This window comes from Bacillus sp. FSL M8-0077, from assembly GCF_038050255.1.
GTDB lineage: Bacteria > Bacillota > Bacilli > Bacillales > Bacillaceae > Bacillus > Bacillus altitudinis.
This window is the reverse complement of record NZ_JBBPAF010000001.1, coordinates 1523186-1545619: the sequence shown is the minus strand read 5'-3', so window position 1 is coordinate 1545619 and position 22434 is coordinate 1523186. Positions and strand designations below refer to the sequence as shown.

The following is a 22434-nucleotide window of genomic DNA, read 5'->3' as shown; positions in this document are numbered from 1 at the left end:
GCCATGTTAATCGACCTTCTTAACATCTTTCGACATGCTTAAGCCTGCTTTTTTAGCGGCTTCAATGATTCTCTCTGGTTCACTTAGTAAATCTTTTTGCTTTTGCAGTTCAGTGATCTTTTTCGATTCTAAAGACACTTGCTGTTCTAGCTTCTGCACTTCGATATTTGCGTGATAAACAGCAAAGGCTTTAGAAATGATGAGGATCGAGCTGCACATGAGAGCCATGACAAACATGACAAGTAAGATTTTTTCACCAAGTGTAATAGAACCTCTTCTTCTAATAACAACCGATTGACCTTGCTGCTCGGTTTGATGTTGCTTTACTTCTCTTTGATAAGCCAAATTACTCATAAGAAACCTCCTTTTTATCATCATCTATGGTGTCGTTTACTTTTTTTCTGCAATTCGGAGCTTCGCTGAACGGGCACGGTTGTTATGTTCCAGCTCTTGTTCTGATGCAACGATTGGTTTTCTCGTGATCAGCTTCAATTTTGGTTCAAGCCCTTCTGGAATCACTGGTAGTCCGTGCGGAAGTTCTGGAAGAGAAGACATTTCTTTAAATGTACTTTTACAAATCCGATCTTCAAGTGAATGGAATGTAATGACAGAAATTCTCCCCTTCGGATTGAGTAACTCTATTGCTTGTTCTAGTGCTTCTTCAAATACTTTCAATTCGTCATTTACGGCAATTCGGATCGCTTGAAACACTCTTTTCGCTGGATGTCCGCCTTTTCGTCTTGCAGGTGCGGGAATTCCTTCTTTAATAATGTCGACAAGCTCTCCTGTTGTTTCAATTGGCGCTTTTTTTCTGGCTTCTTCAATTTTGCGTGCGATTTGCTTGCTGAATTTTTCTTCCCCATATTTGTAGAAAATCCGAACTAGATCTTCAAATGGCCATTCATTCACCACTTGTTTTGCTGACAAAGCAGCGGTTTGATCCATTCGCATGTCAAGAGGTGCATCATGATGATAACTAAAGCCTCTCTCTGGTGTGTCAAGCTGAGGTGATGAAACACCAAGGTCAAAAATCACACCGTCTACGCTTGTAATTCCTTGTTCATTCAGACGTTCTTTTAAATATCGGAAGTTGCTTTTTATGAAAAGAATGTTCGCTTTAACATGTGCGAGCTTCTCTCGTGCATGATCCAGTGCAGCATCGTCTTGGTCAAACCCAATTAATGTACCTTTTTCTGATAATTGAGATAGTAAATATGAGCTATGACCTGCGCCGCCTAGCGTGCAGTCCACATATGTACCGTCTTCTTTGACGTTTAATCCGTCAACTGTTTCTTTTAATAATACTGTCTCATGTTGAAACATGATGATATGGTCCCACCTTTTTCAAATAGAAATGAATGTGTAGAAAGCTTGCTGCACAAGGGATTATTATATATCAAATCCAATCATGTTTTCAGCAATTTCAGCAAAAGAATCTTCTTGCTCTTCTGTATATTGTTCCCAGATCGACTTACTCCACAACTCAATTCGATTTGAAACGCCGATGACCACACATTCTTTTTCGAGTTTTGCATATTGGAGTAGGTTAGATGCGATGTTAATGCGCCCCTGCTTGTCCAGATCACATTCAACTGCGCCGGAGAAGAAGAACCGAGTAAACGCACGTGCATCTTTTTTTGTTAGCGGCAGTGCTTTGAGTTTCTCTTCAATTAGTTTCCACTCACTCATAGGGTAGCCAAATAAACATTGATCAAGCCCTCTCGTCAGCACAAACTGTTCTCCGAGACCGTCTCTAAATTTAGCAGGGATGATCATGCGCCCTTTTGTATCAATCGTATGTTGGTATTCACCCATGAACATGATCATCAGAGCCCCACTTTCTCACCTATACTCTCCACTATCCACCACTTCTCTCCACAAAACTTATTTTACACTGTTTCTACATAAAAAAAAACCCTGAACTAGTCAGGGTTCATTAAAACTTTATTTCAAAGTTTGACAATTTGTTGCTTGTTTTGAAATGAAAATGGCAGATTTTTGAACGTTTTGAAGAATTCTGGACCATATTTGTTTAAAAAGTACATGATATTCCAAATTCTTTCTTGTGGTGCTTCGAGTGGTTTTAAACTATTTTCAATCCGTTCAAAATCTCGAAGGATGTATCCTTCCTTCTCTTCAACACGCTTTGCAACCTTTTGATAAACAAATTGAAGCTGGTCTTCTATAAATTTGGCATTTTTATCTAATAGCTGTTCAAAGTTTGGTTCGATCTCCAGCGCTTCTTGTCTCATCACCTCATGAACATTCGCTAATTCACGTTTGGCATGTTGAACCGATTGAACGAAGCTGTCTGGAAGACTTTGCTGAAAGTGCGCATCCTTCTTTTCTTTCACGCCTTTTGTCAGCACTTCTTCAACCGACAATTCTCTTATCGGCAGTTTCTTTTCAATGTGCCTTTCAAGAATGGTGACGTGCAGTCTTGGAAGAACGGGTGCCATTTTGACATCGAAGTACTCGAAGATGCCTTTCAGCTCACCCCAATAGTTCACTTCACCGTGTCCAGCCATAAAAGCAAGTGTTGGAAGAAGGGTTTCCTGCATCAATGGACGTGTCACCACATTATTGCTAAACCGCTCTGGGTGCTCCTCGACTTCCTGCAAAAGCTCATCTTTTGTCCAAGTAAGCCCCACTTCAGATATAGAAAATTGGCCGTTCTCTTTTTCAATGAGGAAACGCTCATCATCATATTCGTAAAACAAGTTGGCTTGATGGTCACCAGCTTCAATAATCGGCTGATACCCCGCTTGTTTCATGGCAGCCTGCGTGTTATTTAAGCGAGCCACGATCGCATCACTCGACTCCACAATTTGCTTGAATAACGTACGTTCAAGTGGCTTCACGCCGAAGTCTCCTGAATTCAATAACAGCAGTCCATCTTCTTCAAATAGATCGCGAACAATCCACTCAAAAAAATCAGTAAACGTTTCTGATTTGCGTAAACATCGAAGAAGCTGATCAAACAAATCATTTGTGTAAGCAGATTCCTCATAGGTTGAAAATACATCACGAAGCCATCTCTCTGTTTTCTCTTGGTGGAGAGGTGTTCTTTTCGCAGCTGTTTTTTTCACATGATGTAATGGAAGCTTTTGTTTGACTGGGCCTTTTTCGCCAGACGTGTACACAAAGTTAATTTCGTCTACATCGTGATCTTCACCCGCTACCCAAAAGACCGGAATAACAGGAACGCCAAGGGCTGATTCTTTTTCTTTGGCAAACTGAATAATGGAAATGATTTTATGTATGGTATAAAGCGGACCTGCCAGTAAGCCTGCCTGCTGTCCTCCAACCACCATGACGCTCCGTTCATCACGGATCTTCTCAATATTCTCACGCATCGCAGCCGAATCAAATTTTGCATGATATGCGCTCATATAATCCGCTAAAGCCTCGCGCGGGAAGCTCCTTTCCATGAGATCGTCGTATCTCTTTTTCCATGTGTGCTCAGAATGTATATCATAATCAAAAAAAGCAGTCATCTCTTTTTTTTCTTCTATATAATCACGTATGAATAAATTCTGACTTCGGATGGAAAGTTCAGTCAATTGCATGTTTAGAACTTCCTTTCTTCAATAAATAGTTAGTTTCCCGAAAAAAGTATAGCATGTAAATGAGCTCACTCAAAAGATTTTGTTTGCTTTTTTTCCAATACTTCCAAGCCTCTATTTAAGAAAGTGAGAAATGGCGGCGTCATCCCTTGACCTTGAGCTTTTTTTAAAAGGTAGCCAATGATTGCTTTTCTTTCAGTTTGGCGGCCTTTGACGATATCTTGCAGCATCGACGATTGATTGGCAGCCGTTTGATGGCAAATTGATTTCACATGAGCCCATAGACGATCTTTCTCATGCAACCCTAGAATGGAAACCGCTTCTTCAAATGCACATGTCATCATATGTTCATATGACGGGTTCGATACCAATTCCCCATTATTCACATGTAATAAAGCCGTCAACGGATTAATACACACATTGACGAGCAGTTTTTCCTCCAGCACTTTCTTCCATTCATCTGTATAAATGACTTGAAAATCGCCCATTGACAGTTCACTACTCATAGGTCCTTTTTCCTCATGCAGAAATGCTCCCCACTTGATGACACCAATTCCTGTATGGTTCACTGCTCGATCAGACACTTTCATTGCGCCATGCTCTACTACACCAATATATAACTGATGTGCCGTTTTCCAGTTCTTTAAATCGAGTAGGTGGGCCATTCCATTCTGCAAAAATAAGATCCGCTGACGAGGCAGTCCCGATAATTCCCCTAGAACATCTTGCAGATGATGATACTTCACTGTCACAATCAGCAAATCATATATTCCTTTGACTCCCGTGTCGGCCTCAACAGCTGATTGAATGGGTTCCCCTCTTACCATTCGTTCAATGCCTAATGCTCGAATTTCTTCTGCCTGCTGTTTTCTTCTTGTAAAGAGGGTGATGTCATGATGCTCTGATAAATAACTGGCACAAAGCAGACCAATCGCACCGCCGCCAATGATTCCAATTTTCAATTGCCGCACTTCCCTTTTTCAGTTTACCTCATGTTATCAACTATTTTACCAGTTTCGTGCTACGATGCAAAAAGCAGATAACGCGCTATGATTGAATTTTTTTAATTAAAAAACTATAATAATAAGTGTAAAAACTTTTTTAGGCGGATGGGATGAAAACGCCTTCAATGACATCACTGTCGACATTATGTGTGTAAGGGGGAAGATCACATGACACAAGTAAAACGTCTTCTGATTAACTACAAAACATTAGAGGAATTTAAACAATTTAAGGAATATGGCATACAAGAACTTTCCATGCTTGAAGACCTAGAAAGTAATATGATTGAAAATGACAGCAACTCTCCATTTTATGGGATTTACTTTGGAGATAAGCTTGTGGCACGTATGAGCCTCTATCAAGTAGATGGCTCGACGACGACGTATTTTGACCATAATCATGATTATCTAGAGCTGTGGAAGCTAGAAGTGCTGCCAGGGTATCAGCGTAAAGGGTACGGCGAAGCACTTGTTGATTTCGCAAAATCTTTCGGCCTTCCAATTCGAACGAATCCACGCGTCAAATCTGCCGGTTTTTGGGATAAAATGGGCTTTGAAGCGGTGAAATATGATATGGAACGCGATAAAGGAGAAAACCCACTCATTTGGGAGCCTGCACATATTCAAAAGAACACAGGTGAGTCCGCTTAATCATTTTAATCAATAAGAAAACGCCCCTCTTTCCATCTGCGAGGGGCGTTTTCTTATTTTGCGTAATCTTTTAAGCTGATATTCTGTTTGACTCTTTCAACAATACCAATAAGTGCCCGGTAATCTTCTTCTGTCATTTTTAATTGCCGCTTCAACTGTTCATTTTCTTCGGTGAGTGATTTTAATTGATGCTGTGCATCTTTAAGCTCTTCCCGTAAATAAGCTGGACCAGATGGTTCTTTCTCAAGCTGCTCTAGAAACCGAATCACTTCTCGAAGCGTCAGTTCAGTCTGATCAGAAGATGCCTTCTCCTCTATGGTGAACGCATGCTGAGGTAAACCCGAAGAATGGATACCAATTTTTTTACGCAGTTCTTTTCGCTGTTTTTTGGCAAGCTCAATGCCTGCCTGGTACTGCTTTCTGACGTAGGAATTCCACCTAAAACCACATGCTGCTGCTGTTCTTGACAATGCTTTCCCAACCTCTTCAAATGCTGAAAGCTGGGTACCGCCATCTCGGATATGCCTTAAGACAACTTCTGCTAAAAGTAAATCTTCATCTTGTGTCCATGCGTCCTGCCGTGTAATCGTCAACTCATCATCCCCCCTGAATCTGAATACCACATCATATGCGCTTACTAGAGTAGATAGACTATTTGCAGGAGAGAAACCTAAAAAATAGATCAATAAAAAAACGCAAGGGAAGATTCCCTCACGTTTTTTTATCAAGCATTAGTTGCTTTTTACGTCTTTGCCTTTGTATGTTCCGCAAGATTTGCAGACACGATGAGAAATTTTCATTTCACCGCATTCTGGGCAAGCTACCATACCAGGTACTTGTAGTTTGAAATGCGTACGACGCAATCTTTTTTTCATTTTAGAAGTTCTTCTAAAAGGTACAGCCATTATTCCCACCTCCTTAAAGAGTTAAGATTCATTATTTTCTTCTAAGAGCTTCTTCAAGCCTTCCAGACGAGGATCAATTCGGTTTTGATGTGCATCTTCCGAAATGACCGACCAGTCATTCCCTTCCTGTGGTGCAGCACCTTTTACGTCAGTTTGGTCGCAAAAGATTTGCATGGGCACTTCAAGAAGAATTTCTTCCTTGACTATAGGCGTTAAGTCGATGATATCGTCTTCTACAACAGATACGTCTTCATCTTCTATATCGTCTGTCTTATGAAGTACAAATAGTTCTTTTGTTGAAATCGCAAATGGATAATTTACATCAACAAGCGTTCTTGAACAAGGCAATGTCATTTCACCTGTGATGGTTAAATCAAATGCGACTTGCTTTGATTCGATCACTCCAGTCCCTTTCACCTCTACTGGTGAAATACGACGTATATCTGAATGAAGGCTAGTAAGTTCATTTAAGTCAACCGTCTCATGAAAATCGAAGCTGTTTTTAGCTTTTTGATGTAACTGATAAACTGTCCATTTCAATTGTATCACCTCTAAGAGCAACAAACATGATTATAGCTTTCATCATGCTATTTGTCAATATTTTTTCTTTACAGTCCTACATGACGTCAAAGGGCTGTTTGACATCAGTTCTCGGAATGCCTACACTGAAAAAAATGGTCTTCATTTTTCCCTTATGCTACTGTAGCACAGACCATTTAACCATAGCAAGAAAGGCGGAACATCTATTGAAAGCAGTGGGAGTCGTTGTCGAGTACAATCCATTTCATTATGGGCATGCCTATCATGTGAAGCAGGCGAAAAAACAAACCTCCTCAGATGTTGCCATTGCCGTCATGAGCGGTTCTTTCCTCCAGCGCGGGGAGCCTGCCATCGTCTCAAAATGGGCACGTACAAAAATGGCACTGCAAAACGGTGTAGACATTGTGTGTGAGCTTCCATACATATATGCCGTACAAAAGGCAGAAACCTTCGCAAGCGGCGCTGTGTCCATCCTCGATGCATTAAAATGCCATTCTCTTTTTTTCGGCAGTGAGGATGGAGAGATCAAAGCATTTGAGCGCACAGCACACGCTTGGCATGAAAAAAAGGCAGAGATTGACCTTTTAACAAAAGAAAAGGTGAAAGAAGGTCTTAGTTATCCCGCAGCAGCAGCTGGTGCGTTTCAAGAGGCCACTCATTCTGAACACTTACTGGATTTGTCCAAACCAAATAACATTTTAGGCTTTCATTATGTTAAAGCCATCTTAGAGAGAGCTCCTCACATGCAGCCTTTTACGTCTCAAAGAATTGCATCTGATTATCATGATGAAGAACTGCCTGACAACCAAAAAATCGCAAGTGCCACAAGTATCCGAAAAGCATTAAAAGAACAGAGCTCATTTCAAGCAGTCACGCCCTACCTCCCGGACGCTACTTTAAAGCAATTACACAACTATCATTCTTCATATGGTCTTTTACATACGCAAGAAGCCTATTTTCGCTTTCTGAAACATGTCTTTCATACAATGGATACGAGTGAACTAGAGGGCATCTATGAAATTGAAGAAGGCATTGAACACCGCATGCAAAAAGCCATAACACATGCGTCTTCCTACGAGGAGTATCTATCACTTGTCAAAACAAAACGATATACGTGGACAAGGTTACAGCGGATGAATACGCATCTATTAATGAACGTGAAGAAAAAGACGATGCACGAGCTGCTTGAAGAGAAAAAAGCGCCCTATATTCGTTTACTCGGAATGACAAGGAAAGGACAGCAGTACTTGTCTCTTGTAAAAAAAGAATTGGATGCACCACTTGTGAGTAAACTATCTTCCTTTTCACATCCCGCCCTTGATCTTGATATTCGGGCTTCAAGGGTATTCAGCCTTCCCATCTGTGAACCCATGCAAACAGAATTAACGAAAGCAGAGTTTAAAACATCACCGATTCGATATGATGAAGAGAGCGGGCTCTTTTCATCTCGATAGAAAAAAGCAGCCTGATTTGCAGGCTGCTACTCCAGATTGTTGACAAAGGGCTAAAAAGTTGTTTTATTTTAGCCCTTTGTCTTCTTTTCAGCATGATAGAAAACCTTTGCAGGAGGAAGGACGAGTACCGGAGCGGAGCGAATTTGACATTCGTGAGCACCGGCACGCAGAACTGACACCGAATGCGATAGTTTGTCTACACGCTAGAGCAGCCTGATTGCAGGCTGCTCTTTTTTATGATGCTTTCTCTTTTAATTTGTTTAAATAGTTTAGTGCGTCCTGCATGGTATCCACAGGAACGATTTTCATATCACTTTTAATATCTTTTGCTGTTTTGACTGCATTTTTGTAGTCAGAGTTTGGGTCACCTTTATCATTCGGTGCAAAGAAGATGTCTTTTCCTGCTTTGTCTGCTGCAACAACCTTTTGATCAATTCCGCCAATCGGTCCGACTGTACCGTCTGCATCAATCGTTCCAGTTCCTGCGATGGCATAGCCGTGTGTTTCATCTTCTTTTGTCAGCTGATTGTAAATTTCAAGCGACATCATTAAACCAGCCGATGGACCGCCGATGTTTTCGATGTCCACTTTCACAGTAGGAGACACTTTCACATGACGGTCTGTAAATAGTGATACGCCAATTCCCACCCGTTTTGGCTCTTCTTTAAATGGTTTTAACGTCACGTTCTGAGTGATTTCTTTGCCATTACGTTCAAGTACAAAACGGACAGTCGTGCCTGCTTTTTTACTGCTGATATAGGAAACCATTTTATCTGCAGACTCATATGTATGGCCGTCGACGCTTTTGATCTTATCGCCAACTTCAATCTTCCCATATGCAGGCATTCCTTTCATCACATAGCTCGCATATACCCCATTAAACGTATAATCTACTTTTTTGCCAGCTTTTGTATAAGCGGCAATCATCGCATTTTCTTGAGAACTTTTCATGAGCTGTAGCTGCCGTTTCATATAATCCTCATCAGACTCTCCGTCCGCTTTAATATTTTCTTCTGGAACGATTTCATCATACTTGTTCATTTTTGCAAGCAAATACGTATATGGATTGGCTGGACCTACTTTAATGGTCATAAGAGAAAAGCTGCCCTTCTCGCCATATCCTCCGTCTACTTGAATGTGTGGCGCAATCTCTGTTGCATCACCTGGCTTTGTGACGTAATAGGGCAGTTTCACAAAAGTTAAGCCAAATAAGACTAGAACAACAGCAAAAAAGCTGAGCCAGCGAATATTTAATTTTTTCATTCGATTAACACTCCCATTTATCAATGACATCTTTCAGTTTTTCTTTTTGTTGGTCGGCGGCGAGTTCACCTGCTTCAATCATTTCTTGAACCTGTGTAAACGCACTAGAGCTAAAGGTCTCGAGCTTTGGCCGAATCATGAGATCTGCATGAATGGTTTGGTGACGAACCAATTCATTTTGAAGGATGTCCAAACTTTGCATAATGACATCCGATAATCTCGTTGCCTTTTCTGTTTTTTTCACCCTTGATACATCAGAGGCGATAATGAGATCTGCCCCCATTTCTTTGAGAACAGAGACAGGAATGCGGTCCACTACCGCTCCATCCACCAATTGCCTGCCGCCTATTTCATGCGGAACAAACACACCCGGAATGCTAATGCTCGCCCTGACTGCTTGTGAGACAGACCCTTTTTTGAACACAACCTTCTCCCCTGTCTGAAGGTCACAGGCGACAATCGCAAGAGGCACGCGCATTTCTTCAATATTCTTCCCATATGTAAACGTGTGAATCAGCTGCAAAATTCGATTTCCTTTTAACAGACCGATTTTTGGCAGTGTATAGTCAGCATAATACTTTCTTCTGAAGACAAGTGCAAGTTTTTTCATTTTTTCTACGTCTTGTCCTGCCGCATAAAAGCTCCCCACAAGAGCCCCAATACTGCTTCCTGCGATCATATCCACCTGTATTCCTTGTTTCTCAAGACTAGATAAAACCCCGATATGTGCCATCCCTCTGGCACCCCCGGAGCCCAGCGCAAGCCCGATAATCGGTCGTTTCATGAATCCACCCTCCTCTTTCTATGCATATATACGAATCTATAGGTCTAAACATGCCCCTTCTCATCGTATAGTAATAGAAGACAGGCTCGGCTAGCATCTCTTTTTCTTTAATCACGAGCTCGCCAATAGATTATAACGGCAAGGGGCGACATCTCCATGAAAAAATGGAACACTCTGTTCATCGCTGCTTTTTTTATCTTTTTAACAGCCACTGTGATTACACATCCACAAGCCTCTTTGCAAGCATCGAAAAATGGACTTGCAATGTGGTGGGAAGTGGTTTTTCCATCGCTGCTACCTTTTTTTATTTTGTCCGAGCTATTAATCAGTTTCGGGATTGTCAGATTTGTCGGCGTGTTATTAGAGCCATTTATGCGGCCTATCTTTCGGGTACCTGGTGTCGGCGGATTTGTACTAGCGATGGGAATGGCCTCTGGTTTTCCTTCTGGCGCTAAATTGACGACAAGACTTCGGCAGGAAGGACAGCTGACAAGAATTGAAGCAGAACGCCTTGTGTCATTTACCAATTCTTCAAACCCTTTATTCATTTTTGGAGCAGTGGCTGTAGGATTTTTTCATCACCCAGCTTTAGGCATTGTGTTAGCCTGTGCACATTATTTAGGAAATCTCGCGGTTGGGGTAACGATGCGTGGATATAAAGCACGTCATGATGCGCACCTCAGAAGCCGAAAAGGATTTTTATTGCCTCCAATTCGAGAAGCATTCAGCGCTCTTCATACTGCAAGACTTGCAGAAAAAAGACCACTTGGCCAAATATTAAGTGACGCTGTCATGTCATCTGTTCAAACGCTCTTTATGATTGGTGGCTTTATCATTTTATTTTCTGTCTTTAGTCAAATGCTTGCTGTCGTGCATGTGACAGATCTTCTCTCTATTGGGATCGGGTATATACTGAAAACGATGCACCTTCCGCCAGAATTAGATCTAGCCATGATTGCAGGTCTATTTGAAATCACATTAGGAAGTCAACTCACAGGGTCACAAGAGGTTTCCCTGCTCGCTAAAACGATTGTGGTCAGCTTTATTTTAGGATTTAGCGGATTCTCCGTTCAAGCTCAGGTAGCCGGCATTTTGGCAGCAACCGATATACGTTTTAAACCATTTTTCTTGGCCCGTTTGCTTCACGGTATTTACGCAGCCGTCTTTGCCTTTTTGTTATTCAAACCCCTTTATGTCTCTAAAGCAGACATGGCGCTTCCAGCAGGGGCATTTGAAGCAAGCGAGCAAGTCGTGATGTTTACCAGCGTATTATGGAATCAGCTTGTATCTGCTGGTCCTCTCATCACCTTGTTCAGTCTGATCGTGTATATTGCGCTCTATTATCAGAAATTAAAAAATGGATGAGTGCACAGTGCACTCATCCATTAAATTTTTCTTTCAGCGCAGCTTCGACCTCTTGCGGTACAAGCTCTTTGACTGATCCATGATACTTCGCTACTTCTTTAACAATGCTTGAACTTAAGAAGGAGTATTGATTATTCGTCATCATAAAGAACGTTTCAATGTCATCATTCAACACTTTGTTCATTGATGTCCCTTGCATCTCGTATTCAAAGTCAGTCACCGCTCTAAGCCCGCGTAAAATGACTTTCGCCTCTTTTTGTTTCGCATAATCAACGAGCAGTCCATGAAAGGATTCCACTTTGATATTTGGTAGCTCCTTTGTTGCTTGACGAATGAGTTCACACCGCTCTTCAACAGTAAAAAGCGGCTTTTTTGATGAGTTATTGAGGACGCACACATATACTTCATCAAAAATCTTTGCGCCTCTTTTGATAATATCCAAATGGCCCAATGTGACTGGATCGAAGCTACCCGGACAAACGGCTATATTCCCCATGCTTTAATTTCCCCGCTTTCTATAGATCGTAACGCCAGTCATTCCGTACATTTCCTGCCTTGAGATATACAGCTGTCCTGCTTCCTCTGGCAGGGTCACATCTTTATCGTGCTCACACACAATGACGCCATCATCTGTTAATAAAGAATGCTCATCAATCATATCAAGAAGTGCTTTCAACTTTTGGTCTTTATACGGCGGATCAAGGAAGATGGCTTGAAAAGATTCTTCTCGCTTTACTACAGCGGCGAGTGCACGGTTTGCATCATTTCTAAACACTTCACTTTGATCCATCAGCGACAATTGATTCAGATTGCCTTTAATCGTCTGAATCGCCTTCATATCTCGATCCACAAATATACAATGGTCGAATCCTCTAGAAAGCGCTTCAATTCCCAAACCACCACTTCCAGCAAATAAATCAAGGGCCCATCCCCCATCAAAATACGGTCCAATCATATTAAAAATGGATTCTTTTACTTTATCTGTCGTTGGTCTTGTTGATTGGCCAGGTACCGCTTTAAGCGTACGGCCTTTTTTTGTTCCAGAAATCACTCTCATTTTTACACCACTTTTTCTGCTTGCATCTATTGAATATTGTTTCATGACAAAAAATTCAACATTATCTTACCATATCCACTCCACATGGGACAATGCACTGAATTCCATTCATTTTCTATGTATAGATCACAAAAGAGAGGGTCATACTACTGTTAACAGCATCTGATGTGGTGCTGTTGCCAACCGCGGAGAAGACTTACGTTTCCCCATAAGTTCTTCCTCCGGTTTCTCCTCTCCCTTTGCCTTCTCCTTAATGAATCATTAAGAATAGAAGGACCCCGCGGGTGATGCCGCGGGGATTTTTTTGTGTCTTTAAAAGCCCACCTTATAATCATACTCTTTTGCTTTGTCCAATTTGGATTCGTACTCTAATTTAATAAAAGGTTTATAGGAAGGCTCAACACGTTTTACAAATGGCAATGAACTGAGCTTTGCCATGTGGCGCTCGAGATCATTCATATCACAATAAATCACTGCATATTTCATTTTCCTTGAAATATAGTGAACATTCCCAAATTTCCTTAGCGCTTTTGACTGCTTTAACGAATGCAGCCAAACGACCATCCCTTGACGTTTGGTATCCATCTTTTCACCTGCCGCTTTTCAATTCTTTCCGTTCATTATGTAAAAGACGAGACGTTCAAGTCTCGTCAAGATACTTTACAGCCACAGCTGCCTCCTGATCCACAGCCACCGCCGCATGATGATAGACCATCAAAATATGGGTTCCCTGTTGGAACTTTAATATATGCTGATACAGCTTGACCGATTTCAATACTAATCTCATCTAAGATGGATTGAATCGCTGTTTCTGCTTTTTTGAAATCAACCACTGTATCGTGAAGATCTAGCTTTCTTTTGACCTCACGCATTTCCTTTGAGATCGTTCTATAGTCCGGATGGTATTTGCCGAACCGCTGCACATCTTCATATTGCTCTTTTACTTTTGTAAAATGGGCAATAATTTGTTGGGCTTCTTCGTCTTGCTGGAGACGCTTAAAACAGTTGCGGTAATGTTCAGCCTCCTCCGACTGAAGAATCATGGCAGCCAAATGATTTGCTTCCTCTTGGAGCTCCACGAATTCGATTGTCGCATACATAAATGTTGCACCTCCAATTCATAGTTTACCACGAAACCTATGGATCAGAAAATGCTTTTACATGACAAATACATCCCATGTCTCTCTTTTCTGCTTATATTCAGGGTGACGAGAATTCAGCACCACGGTCATTTTATGCTTTCCTTTTGAAAGGTGCTTGACCACAAACGCCGCAGTATATTCGTTGCCTGCCCGTTTCCCATCTACATACACAGTAAAATACCCTGTCTTTTGATCCTTTTTCAAAGGTGAGGGTTCAAGGTGAAAATCTTGAAGTGTGCTTTCTATATACACAACGGATCCCTGCACTTTGTATTTTAAAAAGCCTTGCTGCTTCATTTCACTTTGCGTCTGCTGCATGACTGGTACTGCTGGTTCTTGCTTAGTTACTTGCTCTTGAACATGTTGACTTTGACATCCGGTGAGAAGAAAAAGCAATGCGCATATTGACAGCATCCATTTCATGTTCTGATTCTCCTTTCGTCTACTTTCATAGGATGCTCATGAAATAGACATCTTAATCAACTCAAAAAAAGCCTCAACCGGCTCCATTTTGATTGCGCATTGCTTGGAACATCTGGATCATCATTTCAGCCATTTGGACACTATTGCTTAACTGGCTCACACGATGAGGAATGGTTTTTTCGTAAAAGTTCATTTTATCTAATTCAAAGGAAGTGACATTTTCAGGATGCCGCGTTAACTGTCTATACCAGAGTGGGCGCTGCCTGATGAATTTGATTCGATCCTCTTCGGCCATGACAAACTCTTGTACTTCTCTCCGCACCAAAAGCATCCCCTTTCAATTAATCTTTCCTGAAGGAGAATGGGTGCTGGCTGCCTCCAGATGAACCCTTCTTTGAGCCATTTGATGAAAATTGACCGAGTAAGCTTTGTAAAGAGGAAATAGACTGGCTCATTTTATTAATTTGTTCATTCATTTGATCAGCGTCCATTTTTTTCACTGCAGAAACCATTTTAGACATAAAATCTGCCTTTCCCGGTTCGCTTTGCTTAGCGGCTTTTTCTTCTTTTGCTTCTTCTATTTCTGTTTGCCGGTAAGGAGACCACATGTCATCTTCCTCACCAAACATGACCCAATTCTCGTATAAACTTTGCCAGCTTTTTTCTTGCGTCTGCACTTCTTGGATTAATTTCGGATGGCGTCTGACGAACTGTTTAAATTCATCAATGGATGTTTGCTTTTGCTTATTTGTCATATCCTCACCCCCCATACAAATGCCTACTATACTATATACATCTGGGTCTATTTTGGTGAGCCCTTTTCATAAAAAAACAGCCGCCATCTGTGCGCAGCTGTTTAGAGAATTAAGACGTTTTCTTAATGAAGTTTTGTGTATAGTACTTTTCTTTCACACCAACGCCAAGGTGCGTGTAATCTTGATTTAACAATGCCTTCCGGTGACCTTCGCTATTCAGCCAGCCTTCTACAGCTGCAGGGCCATCAACATAATTATAGGCAATGTTTTCCCCCGCAAGCTGAAATGCGACCTCGCCTCTTTCTAACCGGTCTTTCAGCGTGCCGTATTTTTTAGATTCATGGGAGAAATAATGATGATCTTTCATGTCCTCACTATGCATGAATGCCACTTCAGAGGTTTCATCGTCCCACTTTAAGGTCGGCAGGTTGTACTTATGGCGGATAGTATTGGTCATATCAAAAATTTGTTTTTGACTCGAAGCTTCAATATCCTTCCACTTTTCGCCTGATATCGCCTCAGGTTCAATTAATTGACCTCGATAAACGACTTCATACGGCTTTTGTTTGACAAATGTATCTGCGTTAAAGGCTCTAATGCTCGAAAGAGTGCTTTCAAACTTATCCATGTAGAGCTGGACGTACACATCATCTCCCACTTTCACCGTCGGCCTAGTATTCATATCATCTTCTGAGAATTCAAAGCGATATGAATTTCCCTCGTCCTCTACATGAATGTAAGGAGCGATTTGTGTTTTTTTAAATACTTCACTTGTGGCTTGACCGATTTTAAACGGCTCAACATTCAGCCCATCCCCTGTCGCAAACAAGGTCACCACTTTACTGTCCTTTACCCCTACTTGAATATAGTGTTTCTTCGATTGATTGTATATCCACCAGTCATAATCATATGCGGAAGGATCAATGCGATCTGGTTCCCCTAGCTGTTTAAGCACTTCGTTTGAAGACTTCCCCATAAAGGACATGAGACCTTTTTTCGGGATGTTGATCGGCTTATCGCTAGATGTTTCTTCATTAGACACCTTCGGCTCATTGCTGTTTTCTTTTTCTGGTGAAGATCCATATTGAATAAACAGAACGTACGTTCCGGATATAATCAGGAGGATGAAGAGTGTTTTCAGCACAGTTTTCAAATAAACACCTCCGTTAAATTGGCAAGGTACAAAAAGTACCTTCTACTGTCATTTAAACAAAACTTGCTCCATTTATCAACGACAATACAGCCTATTTAACACGAATTTAAAATATGCCCCTCCTAATGAAGAAATCCTTGGCCGTGATCCTGGTCTTGTTGAGAGATTTCAGTCAGAGCATCACCTGCACGATCGTTTGATAAATCTTCAACTGATAAATCCCCAAGGGCTACGATTCCTGTGAGTGCCCCGTTTTTGACAACCGGGATACGGCGGAGCTGATGTTCTGACATCAACCGGACAATTTCTTCTAGGGTTGCATCTTCTTCAGCTGTCAAAACTTCCTTCGTCATGAGGGCACCAACCTCTTGTGAGTTCGGCTTTTTCTCAGCAATACCTCTTAGTACAAGGTCGCGGTCTGTGACAATTCCAACAAGCTGATCTCCGTCGACTACTGGAATGGCACCAATGTCAGCATCTTTCATTTTGACTGCCGCTTCATACGCATTGTCGTCCTTTTTCAATGTCACTACTTTTTTCGTCATGATATCTTTGATTTTTTTCGTTTTCACATTGATTCCTCCATCCGTTATTTTCTCTATTACTGTAACCAGCTTATAAAAGAACATACCTTTCACAGTTGAAAGTTTAACGCTTTCATACTATGATTGTCAGTAAAGGGAATTTTTATAAGGAGGGGTTTTGGGTGAAGTTTGAAGGTACGGGGATTGAAAAGGTATCAGCTGACTTAAATAAATTGGATTTCATTATGGAAAGTGAAGGATTTGTACGAGCCGATCAATGGGATTATGAGCGTGTGACGTACGACAGGAAGTATAACATGGTAGAGGGGACGTTTTACTTACGGATCTCTGGCTACGCCACTGAGGGAGATGTCGGCTCCAAAAAAGCCCACATCCAGCTGCTGACACCTTTACTTGGAAAACACTATTATCCGCATGGTGTTGAATATGGAGAAGGTGAAGACTTCCCTAAATCTCTTATTCAATCCAGCAAAAAAACGCTGAATCAATTGAAAGAAAAACTAGAAGCGATAACTGCTGAAGCATAAAAGAAGCACAGCCCCTACGGCTGTGCTTTCAGCGTGTAGACAAACCCTCGCATTCGTTGTCAGTCCTGTGCGCTGGTGCTCACGAATGCCAAATTCGATCCGCTCCAGTGCTCGTCCTTCCTAGACTGCAAAGGTTTTCTATCACGCTGAAAAGAAGACAAAGGGCTAAAATAAAGTTCATTTTAGCCCTTTGCCAACAATCTGGAAGCACAGCCCCTGCGGCTGTGTTTTTCATTTATTCATATTTCGGAATGAGCGCATCTGGTACGGCATCTTTCGCTCTTTCTTTTCTCGCCCAGTCAAAGAAGACAACAGCAAGAATTGATCCGTATACAATCTCTTGAATGATTTTCATCAAAATAGCACCTAGTTGCTGATCTTCTAGCAGCGGCAATGTATGAAACATGTCAGGACCCGTAAGTGCAAGACCAGCAAGCATATCACTCGGTACGCATAGGTGCAGTGCTTGTATCCATGCCCCAGCATCTGAATAAGTTGCATAGATAGGCGCTTCACTAAACATAATGAGTGCGCAGGCAGGTGTCATTAAAATCCCATCTGCCATAATATACCCAAGCTTTAAAATGCCTGTAATCTGCGGCTGACTTTGCACTTTATGGACAAGCGGCCACCACATGAAAAAGGCAGCGATAAAAATCACAACCGTCATCAATGCGTGATAAAACGGATCTGTTTTGACAAAATCGAACACAAGCGGAATATGATACAGCGAAAACAACCCGTTAAATCCGAGCAAGGCAATCAACGGCTTAGAAAACAAGCGGAAAATCGGCTGAATGCCCCGTGTTTGAATGATCCGCTCCCAAATCGCCGCAGGTAAACCTGTAATAAGAAGCGGCGGGATGACCAAATAGAGCACTGCCATTTGCGCCATATGCGCACTGAACATAATATGCCCCATTAAATCAATCGGGCTCCCCTTCACTGCATAAAGCAACACAAGCCCCGTGAGAAACAGCGTTTTCTCTTTCACCGTCGCACGGTGCTTTCCCTTCGTCACGAGAAGTAGATAAAAAGCGGCTGCTGCTACAATACATGTCAAATAGTAAGGACTCCATAATGCACGAAATCCAAATATCTCTAAGTTTTCCATTGCTGCGCCTCCTTCAAGGGCAAAGCGAGCTTACCACCAAATAATGGTCAAAAAGGCTAAAACGGTAATAAACGCTACAAACACACCTGAGTAAAGAAACAACGCGGGTGTTTCATGCCCTTTTTGGTTCATGTGCATAAAATAATAAAGCTGAAAAGCTACCTGAATCACTGCAAGCAGTAAAATAAAAGGGACAGCGAACCAATTTCCGACGTCTTCAGAGGCGATTGTTAAAAAGGCAACAAACGTTAAACCAATCATCAAGCCGAAAGAAATGAGCTGATGCTTCATTTCTTCGGCATTTTTCTTTTTCCGATAGACAAGATCGACTTTGGACTGATTTGTGTTTTTATTTCCCATTCTTATCCCACCATTCCCATTAAATATACAACGGTAAAGATGAAGACCCACACAACATCAATGAAGTGCCAATAAAGGCTTGCCACATAATATTTTGGTGCATTGTATAAATCTAGTCCGCGTCTCATATTCCGAATGATCAGAGCGGTGATCCAGCAAAGTCCGAATGCGACGTGAGCCCCGTGTGTTCCAACAAGCGTATAGAAGGAAGAACCAAGTGCAGAGCTCGTAATGGTAAATTCATACGCATGCACATAATGATAAAACTCATAAATTTCTACCCCTAAAAATCCAGCACCTAAAAGAACGGTTACACCTAGCCAAAGCTGCATTTTTTTAAAGGCAAAGTTTTTCATATGATACATAGCATACACACTCGTTAAACTGCTCGTTAACAGAAGCATTGTGGCAATAAAGACAAGTGTGAGGTCAAACATTTCAGTTGTTGTTGCGCCGCCTGCATTTGAATTTTTCAGCGCCAAATAAGTGGCAAACAAAGATGCAAACAGGACCGTTTCTCCCCCAAGAAACAACCAGAACCCGACGAACTTATTCTTTCCTTCTAACGTGGCTTTCTCAGGAGAAGCCGGAAAGGTTTCCGCTGTCATTTTTTGTGGTTCCATTATGCTTTCACCCCTTTGTCATCGTCATCCGTCAAATCTTCTTTGTGAATATGGTATCCATGATCATCTTTAAGAGAGCGAACGAGCATGGTCGCAAACGTGATGCCAAGACCAATGAAGATCACCGGCAGACCCCAGCTGTGTTCTTGACGATACATAAAACCAAACGCTGACACAAATAGACCGAATGAGATAATGATAGGCAAGATGGAATTATTCGGCATGTGAATATCATCTAGCGGTTCAGATGCTGTCATTCCTTTTTTACCATCCATTTTCTCAATCCATAATGGATCAAGTCCCCGTACAAGAGGCAGCTGTTTAAAGTTATATTCTGGCGGAGGTGAAGATACTGCCCATTCAAGCGTTCTTCCATCTCCCCAAGGATCGCCCGATACACGCTCCCCTTTTGCTGTCGTCCAGATAATATTAATCAGCATGATGACAACAGCTACAAACATGAACAGTGCCCCAATCGTACTAACCAAGTTCCCAAGGTCTAGGCCCTGACCTGGCAAGAATGTAAAGACTCGGCGCGGCATGCCCCAAAGACCGAGAAAATGCTGGATAAAGAACGTTAAATGGAAACCGACGAAAAACAGCACAAAGCCAATTTTCCCAAGCTTCTCATTCAATATTTTCCCAAACATCTTCGGCCACCAATAATGCACACCTGCTAAAATACCGAAGACCACACCACCGATAATGACATAGTGGAAATGCGCCACAACGAAGTACGTGTCATGGAACTGATAATCCGCTGCTGCTGCTGCAAGCATGACGCCGGTTACACCGCCAAGTAAGAATGACGGAATGAACGCAACTGAATATAGCATCGGCGTTGTAAACTTCACATTACCACCCCATATGGTGAGCAGCCAGTTAAATACTTTAATTCCAGTTGGCACCGCAATCGCCATCGTGGCTACGGCAAAGATGGCATTGGCAATTGGACCAAGTCCTGTTGTGAACATGTGATGCGCCCACACCATGAATCCAAGGAAACCAATTAATACAGTTGCAAACACCATGGACGAATAACCAAACAGCCTTTTTCTTGCAAACACTGGAATGATCTCAGAGAAAATCCCAAATGCCGGCAAAATCAAGATATACACTTCTGGGTGTCCAAAAATCCAGAACAAATGCTCCCAGATGATTGTATTTCCGCCTAGCTCTGGATTAAAAAAGCTCGTATCAAACATTCGATCAAGCATCAGCATCGCAAGTCCTGCTGTCAGCGGCGGGAATGCGAATAAAATTAGTGCAGATGCCACAAACGTCGTCCAGGTAAAGAGCGGCATTCTCATATACGTCATACCTGGCGCTCTCATATTAATAATCGTTGCAAGAAAGTTGATTCCGGCAATTAGCGTACCAATACCCGCTATCTGCAACCCTAAAATATAGAAATCCATGCCGTGCCCTTCTGAATTCAGCGTGAGCGACGCATAGGCAGTCCAGCCTGCATCAGGTGCCCCGCCCATAAACCATCCAAGGTTTAAGAAAATACCACCGAAAAAGAACAGCCAAAAACCAAGTGAATTCACAAATGGAAACGCTACGTCACGTGCACCAATTTGAATAGGTACAACCGCATTCATTAATGCAAATAAAAGCGGCATTGCTGCAAGGAAGATCATCGTTGTTCCATGCATTGTCATGACTTCATTGTAAAAACCTGCACTCACAAAATCATTTTCAGGGATGGCTAGCTGAATACGGATAATCATCGCTTCCAGGCCACCAATTAAAAAGAAAAATCCCCCTGCCACTAAATATAGTATGGCAATTTTTTTGTGGTCAACCGTCGTCAAGTAATCCCATAAGACAGCGCCAAACCCCCGCTTTTTAGCTATTGTACTCACATGAAATCCCCCTCTTATCTCCCATTTGCCCCTTTTCATATCAATGTCTATCTTCACGTTCTAAAAACAGACTATATCTGACAGTTGACTTATTCTTGGATGTAGAGACTTATTCGGGAGCTCTTAACAAAAACTTCACATAGATCGTATACCCTTTTGAATGTGCGCAACTTCAAGCTGCTCAAGGCATTTACTGTATTTTAAGACCTTTTAAATACTCGTAGAGTGCATCTGCTTCTGAGTCATTTAGTTTAGGGTACGTCCCTGTCATCTTATTACCTGGTTTAAAGCTCTCTGGATCTTTCAGCCATGCTTTGACATTTTCTTTGTTCATGTCTTTAATTCCAGCTACTTTTGTCCGCTCTCCGAAGGTTGCAAGGTTTGGAGCAGTCCTTGCCGCCTCTGGCCGTTCATCTCCAGGCTCTACCGCGTGACAGCTTAAACAGTTTTTCTCTTTAAAGAGTTTTTCACCCTCAAGGGCTAGATCTGACGTAGATGCAGGCTTCTTATAATCTGCCATCTTTTTCGTCCAGCCTAAAAACTCATCTTGAGAAAGCGTTTTAACTTTAAAGTCCATTAAAGCATGTGATGGACCACAAAGCTCCGCACATTTCCCATAGAAATATTCTCCAGCATCTTTCGTTCGTTTTGAGTCAAATGTTAAATAAAACTTGTTCTCGTTGTCTGTATTTGTATCAATTTTACCCCCAGCTGCTGGAACCCAGAAAGAGTGTTTCACATCAGATGCTTTCAGTTTAAAATAAACCTTTTGATCAGTTGGAACAATCAATTCCTGACTTGTCACAATCCCATAATCAGGGTATTCAAATTCCCACCAATATAAACTAGCTCTTACATTCACCACAAGTGTCTTTTCAGGATCTCGTTTTTTCTTATCCATGGCGCTTGTATCCCCAAGCTCAAGCGTGTATGCCACAACAGGTACAACGAGAATAATGAGTAGAATTATCGGAATCGCTGTCCACGTAATCTCGAGGTTACGGTTCCCTTCTACCTGTTTAGGAATCGTATCTTCTCCCACTTTAGAACGTTTGAATTTAATGATGACGTAAAAGAAAATGATCGATACAACAATAACGACAAGAACCATAATAAGTGTACTCAGTACCGTTAGGAAAAACTGTTTATCTGCTACTTCCCCAACTGGCCTAAGTGTTGATAAGTATGGTTCACCGCAGCCCGCCAAAACGAGCGTCAGTAAGAGAAACAGTGAATAAACACGCCATTTTCTTATCATAATTTGTCCCAACCCCTTTTGCTTGATCTCCTTTGCCTTTCGCTTTTTACCTCTTATTTATAAAATCACCTTTCACCCAT

The 22434-nt window shown here is 41.8% G+C and carries 28 protein-coding genes; 4 read left to right on the top strand and 24 right to left on the bottom strand.

Features of this window, described 5'->3' with window-relative positions:
• Positions 1–6 precede the first annotated feature (6 nt).
• The 5 genes from ftsL to NST57_RS07945 all read right to left on the bottom strand — a co-directional run bounded on the left by ftsL (position 7) and on the right by NST57_RS07945 (position 4528).
• Positions 7–354 (bottom strand): cell division protein FtsL, encoded by a 348-nt coding sequence (ftsL, locus tag NST57_RS07965; RefSeq protein WP_025207292.1) that lies wholly within the window; start codon positions 352–354, stop codon positions 7–9.
• Between the two features lie 36 nt (positions 355–390).
• On the bottom strand, positions 391–1323 hold the full coding sequence (gene rsmH / locus NST57_RS07960; protein ID WP_035392149.1) for a 16S rRNA (cytosine(1402)-N(4))-methyltransferase RsmH: 933 nt from the start codon (positions 1321–1323) through the stop codon (positions 391–393).
• A gap of 66 nt (positions 1324–1389) precedes the next feature.
• Positions 1390–1821 carry a division/cell wall cluster transcriptional repressor MraZ gene (gene mraZ / locus NST57_RS07955; protein WP_003211163.1) on the bottom strand — a complete coding sequence of 144 codons (432 nt, stop codon included), beginning with the start codon at positions 1819–1821 and terminating at the stop codon, positions 1390–1392.
• A 128-nt stretch (positions 1822–1949) separates the two neighbouring features.
• Positions 1950–3569, bottom strand: coding sequence for a bacillithiol biosynthesis cysteine-adding enzyme BshC (gene bshC, locus NST57_RS07950; RefSeq protein WP_142154973.1), 1620 nt, complete (start codon positions 3567–3569; stop codon positions 1950–1952).
• A gap of 65 nt (positions 3570–3634) precedes the next feature.
• Complete coding sequence (locus tag NST57_RS07945; protein WP_341298362.1) at positions 3635–4528, bottom strand: 2-dehydropantoate 2-reductase; 894 nt, start codon at positions 4526–4528, stop codon at positions 3635–3637.
• Between the two features lie 210 nt (positions 4529–4738).
• Here NST57_RS07945 and NST57_RS07940 point away from each other — a divergent pair, with 210 nt between their 5' ends.
• Entirely contained in the window at positions 4739–5218 is a 480-nt protein-coding gene (locus NST57_RS07940) for an N-acetyltransferase (protein ID WP_007499784.1), read from the top strand.
• Positions 5219–5271: 53 nt separating this feature from the next.
• Here NST57_RS07940 and gerR read toward each other — a convergent pair whose 3' ends face one another.
• The 3 genes from gerR to NST57_RS07925 all read right to left on the bottom strand — a co-directional run bounded on the left by gerR (position 5272) and on the right by NST57_RS07925 (position 6663).
• The gene (gerR, locus tag NST57_RS07935; RefSeq protein WP_017359370.1) at positions 5272–5811 is read right to left on the bottom strand and encodes a sporulation-specific transcriptional regulator GerR; all 540 of its coding nucleotides are present in this window, start codon (positions 5809–5811) and stop codon (positions 5272–5274) included.
• Between the two features lie 138 nt (positions 5812–5949).
• On the bottom strand, positions 5950–6123 hold the full coding sequence (gene rpmF, locus NST57_RS07930) for a 50S ribosomal protein L32 (protein ID WP_008354700.1): 174 nt from the start codon (positions 6121–6123) through the stop codon (positions 5950–5952).
• 21 nt (positions 6124–6144) lie between these two features.
• Positions 6145–6663 carry a YceD family protein gene (locus NST57_RS07925; protein WP_142154971.1) on the bottom strand — a complete coding sequence of 173 codons (519 nt, stop codon included), beginning with the start codon at positions 6661–6663 and terminating at the stop codon, positions 6145–6147.
• Positions 6664–6869: 206 nt separating this feature from the next.
• Here NST57_RS07925 and NST57_RS07920 point away from each other — a divergent pair, with 206 nt between their 5' ends.
• Positions 6870–8117 carry a nucleotidyltransferase gene (locus tag NST57_RS07920; protein WP_200831221.1) on the top strand — a complete coding sequence of 416 codons (1248 nt, stop codon included), beginning with the start codon at positions 6870–6872 and terminating at the stop codon, positions 8115–8117.
• A gap of 234 nt (positions 8118–8351) precedes the next feature.
• Here the strand turns inward: NST57_RS07920 and NST57_RS07915 are convergent, their stop codons facing one another.
• Both NST57_RS07915 and NST57_RS07910 read right to left on the bottom strand, forming a co-directional pair.
• Entirely contained in the window at positions 8352–9380 is a 1029-nt protein-coding gene (locus NST57_RS07915; protein ID WP_142154969.1) for a SepM family pheromone-processing serine protease, read from the bottom strand.
• 4 nt (positions 9381–9384) lie between these two features.
• The gene (locus NST57_RS07910; protein ID WP_142154968.1) at positions 9385–10164 is read right to left on the bottom strand and encodes a patatin-like phospholipase family protein; all 780 of its coding nucleotides are present in this window, start codon (positions 10162–10164) and stop codon (positions 9385–9387) included.
• A gap of 156 nt (positions 10165–10320) precedes the next feature.
• Here NST57_RS07910 and ylbJ point away from each other — a divergent pair, with 156 nt between their 5' ends.
• A complete protein-coding gene (ylbJ, locus tag NST57_RS07905) occupies positions 10321–11529 on the top strand; it encodes a sporulation integral membrane protein YlbJ (RefSeq protein ID WP_142154967.1) in 1209 nt (402 codons plus the stop codon).
• A gap of 13 nt (positions 11530–11542) precedes the next feature.
• On the opposite strand, the gene coaD is transcribed toward ylbJ, so the two are convergent.
• The 9 genes from coaD to NST57_RS07860 form a co-directional block, all read right to left on the bottom strand.
• Entirely contained in the window at positions 11543–12025 is a 483-nt protein-coding gene (gene coaD / locus NST57_RS07900) for a pantetheine-phosphate adenylyltransferase (RefSeq protein WP_007499803.1), read from the bottom strand.
• A 3-nt stretch (positions 12026–12028) separates the two neighbouring features.
• Positions 12029–12586 carry a 16S rRNA (guanine(966)-N(2))-methyltransferase RsmD gene (gene rsmD, locus NST57_RS07895; RefSeq protein ID WP_142154966.1) on the bottom strand — a complete coding sequence of 186 codons (558 nt, stop codon included), beginning with the start codon at positions 12584–12586 and terminating at the stop codon, positions 12029–12031.
• Between the two features lie 312 nt (positions 12587–12898).
• Positions 12899–13171, bottom strand: a complete 273-nt coding sequence (locus tag NST57_RS07890) for a YlbG family protein (RefSeq protein ID WP_008345023.1) — start codon at positions 13169–13171, stop codon at positions 12899–12901.
• A gap of 65 nt (positions 13172–13236) precedes the next feature.
• The gene (locus tag NST57_RS07885) at positions 13237–13686 is read right to left on the bottom strand and encodes a YlbF family regulator (protein ID WP_142154965.1); all 450 of its coding nucleotides are present in this window, start codon (positions 13684–13686) and stop codon (positions 13237–13239) included.
• 57 nt (positions 13687–13743) lie between these two features.
• The gene (locus tag NST57_RS07880; protein ID WP_341298361.1) at positions 13744–14151 is read right to left on the bottom strand and encodes a hypothetical protein; all 408 of its coding nucleotides are present in this window, start codon (positions 14149–14151) and stop codon (positions 13744–13746) included.
• Positions 14152–14224: 73 nt separating this feature from the next.
• Positions 14225–14473, bottom strand: a complete 249-nt coding sequence (locus NST57_RS07875) for a YlbE-like family protein (protein WP_017359376.1) — start codon at positions 14471–14473, stop codon at positions 14225–14227.
• Positions 14474–14492: 19 nt separating this feature from the next.
• Positions 14493–14906 (bottom strand): spore coat protein YlbD, encoded by a 414-nt coding sequence (locus NST57_RS07870; protein ID WP_142154963.1) that lies wholly within the window; start codon positions 14904–14906, stop codon positions 14493–14495.
• Between the two features lie 109 nt (positions 14907–15015).
• Positions 15016–16059, bottom strand: coding sequence for a CAP-associated domain-containing protein (locus NST57_RS07865; RefSeq protein ID WP_142154962.1), 1044 nt, complete (start codon positions 16057–16059; stop codon positions 15016–15018).
• A gap of 122 nt (positions 16060–16181) precedes the next feature.
• Positions 16182–16604 carry a CBS domain-containing protein gene (locus NST57_RS07860; protein WP_341299203.1) on the bottom strand — a complete coding sequence of 141 codons (423 nt, stop codon included), beginning with the start codon at positions 16602–16604 and terminating at the stop codon, positions 16182–16184.
• Positions 16605–16765: 161 nt separating this feature from the next.
• Between NST57_RS07860 and NST57_RS07855 the strand changes: the two genes are divergently transcribed.
• The gene (locus tag NST57_RS07855) at positions 16766–17131 is read left to right on the top strand and encodes a YugN family protein (protein WP_008345035.1); all 366 of its coding nucleotides are present in this window, start codon (positions 16766–16768) and stop codon (positions 17129–17131) included.
• A 235-nt stretch (positions 17132–17366) separates the two neighbouring features.
• Here the strand turns inward: NST57_RS07855 and ctaG are convergent, their stop codons facing one another.
• The 5 genes from ctaG to coxB form a co-directional block, all read right to left on the bottom strand.
• Complete coding sequence (ctaG, locus tag NST57_RS07850; RefSeq protein WP_017367183.1) at positions 17367–18245, bottom strand: cytochrome c oxidase assembly factor CtaG; 879 nt, start codon at positions 18243–18245, stop codon at positions 17367–17369.
• Positions 18246–18275: 30 nt separating this feature from the next.
• On the bottom strand, positions 18276–18605 hold the full coding sequence (gene ctaF, locus NST57_RS07845; protein WP_003211520.1) for a cytochrome c oxidase subunit IVB: 330 nt from the start codon (positions 18603–18605) through the stop codon (positions 18276–18278).
• 2 nt (positions 18606–18607) lie between these two features.
• On the bottom strand, positions 18608–19228 hold the full coding sequence (gene ctaE / locus NST57_RS07840) for a cytochrome c oxidase subunit III (RefSeq protein ID WP_445818782.1): 621 nt from the start codon (positions 19226–19228) through the stop codon (positions 18608–18610).
• Positions 19228–21135: a cytochrome c oxidase subunit I gene (ctaD, locus tag NST57_RS07835; protein ID WP_341298360.1), complete on the bottom strand. Its 1908-nt coding sequence runs from the start codon at positions 21133–21135 to the stop codon at positions 19228–19230. The genes ctaE and ctaD overlap by 1 nt, the downstream gene beginning before the upstream one ends.
• Positions 21136–21286: 151 nt before the next feature.
• Positions 21287–22354 carry a cytochrome c oxidase subunit II gene (coxB, locus tag NST57_RS07830; RefSeq protein ID WP_073413389.1) on the bottom strand — a complete coding sequence of 356 codons (1068 nt, stop codon included), beginning with the start codon at positions 22352–22354 and terminating at the stop codon, positions 21287–21289.
• Between the last annotated feature and the right edge of the window lie 80 nt (positions 22355–22434).

Bases quoted from the DNA above. Each gene is read 5' to 3' on its own strand.
- ftsL (WP_025207292.1), bottom strand. From the start codon at position 354: ATGAGTAATTTGGCTTATCAAAGAGAAGTAAAGCAACATCAAACCGAG.
- rsmH (WP_035392149.1), bottom strand. From the start codon at position 1,323: ATGTTTCAACATGAGACAGTATTATTAAAAGAAACAGTTGACGGATTA.
- mraZ (WP_003211163.1), bottom strand. From the start codon at position 1,821: ATGTTCATGGGTGAATACCAACATACGATTGATACAAAAGGGCGCATG.
- bshC (WP_142154973.1), bottom strand. From the start codon at position 3,569: ATGCAATTGACTGAACTTTCCATCCGAAGTCAGAATTTATTCATACGT.
- NST57_RS07940 (WP_007499784.1), top strand. From the start codon at position 4,739: ATGACACAAGTAAAACGTCTTCTGATTAACTACAAAACATTAGAGGAA.
- rpmF (WP_008354700.1), bottom strand. From the start codon at position 6,123: ATGGCTGTACCTTTTAGAAGAACTTCTAAAATGAAAAAAAGATTGCGT.
- NST57_RS07915 (WP_142154969.1), bottom strand. From the start codon at position 9,380: ATGAAAAAATTAAATATTCGCTGGCTCAGCTTTTTTGCTGTTGTTCTA.
- NST57_RS07910 (WP_142154968.1), bottom strand. From the start codon at position 10,164: ATGAAACGACCGATTATCGGGCTTGCGCTGGGCTCCGGGGGTGCCAGA.
- ylbJ (WP_142154967.1), top strand. From the start codon at position 10,321: ATGAAAAAATGGAACACTCTGTTCATCGCTGCTTTTTTTATCTTTTTA.
- coaD (WP_007499803.1), bottom strand. From the start codon at position 12,025: ATGGGGAATATAGCCGTTTGTCCGGGTAGCTTCGATCCAGTCACATTG.
- rsmD (WP_142154966.1), bottom strand. From the start codon at position 12,586: ATGAGAGTGATTTCTGGAACAAAAAAAGGCCGTACGCTTAAAGCGGTA.
- NST57_RS07890 (WP_008345023.1), bottom strand. From the start codon at position 13,171: ATGGATACCAAACGTCAAGGGATGGTCGTTTGGCTGCATTCGTTAAAG.
- NST57_RS07885 (WP_142154965.1), bottom strand. From the start codon at position 13,686: ATGTATGCGACAATCGAATTCGTGGAGCTCCAAGAGGAAGCAAATCAT.
- NST57_RS07880 (WP_341298361.1), bottom strand. From the start codon at position 14,151: ATGAAATGGATGCTGTCAATATGCGCATTGCTTTTTCTTCTCACCGGA.
- NST57_RS07870 (WP_142154963.1), bottom strand. From the start codon at position 14,906: ATGACAAATAAGCAAAAGCAAACATCCATTGATGAATTTAAACAGTTC.
- NST57_RS07860 (WP_341299203.1), bottom strand. From the start codon at position 16,604: ATGACGAAAAAAGTAGTGACATTGAAAAAGGACGACAATGCGTATGAA.
- ctaG (WP_017367183.1), bottom strand. From the start codon at position 18,245: ATGGAAAACTTAGAGATATTTGGATTTCGTGCATTATGGAGTCCTTAC.
- ctaF (WP_003211520.1), bottom strand. From the start codon at position 18,605: ATGGGAAATAAAAACACAAATCAGTCCAAAGTCGATCTTGTCTATCGG.
- ctaE (WP_445818782.1), bottom strand. From the start codon at position 19,228: ATGGAACCACAAAAAATGACAGCGGAAACCTTTCCGGCTTCTCCTGAG.
- ctaD (WP_341298360.1), bottom strand. From the start codon at position 21,135: ATGAAAAGGGGCAAATGGGAGATAAGAGGGGGATTTCATGTGAGTACA.
- coxB (WP_073413389.1), bottom strand. From the start codon at position 22,354: ATGATAAGAAAATGGCGTGTTTATTCACTGTTTCTCTTACTGACGCTC.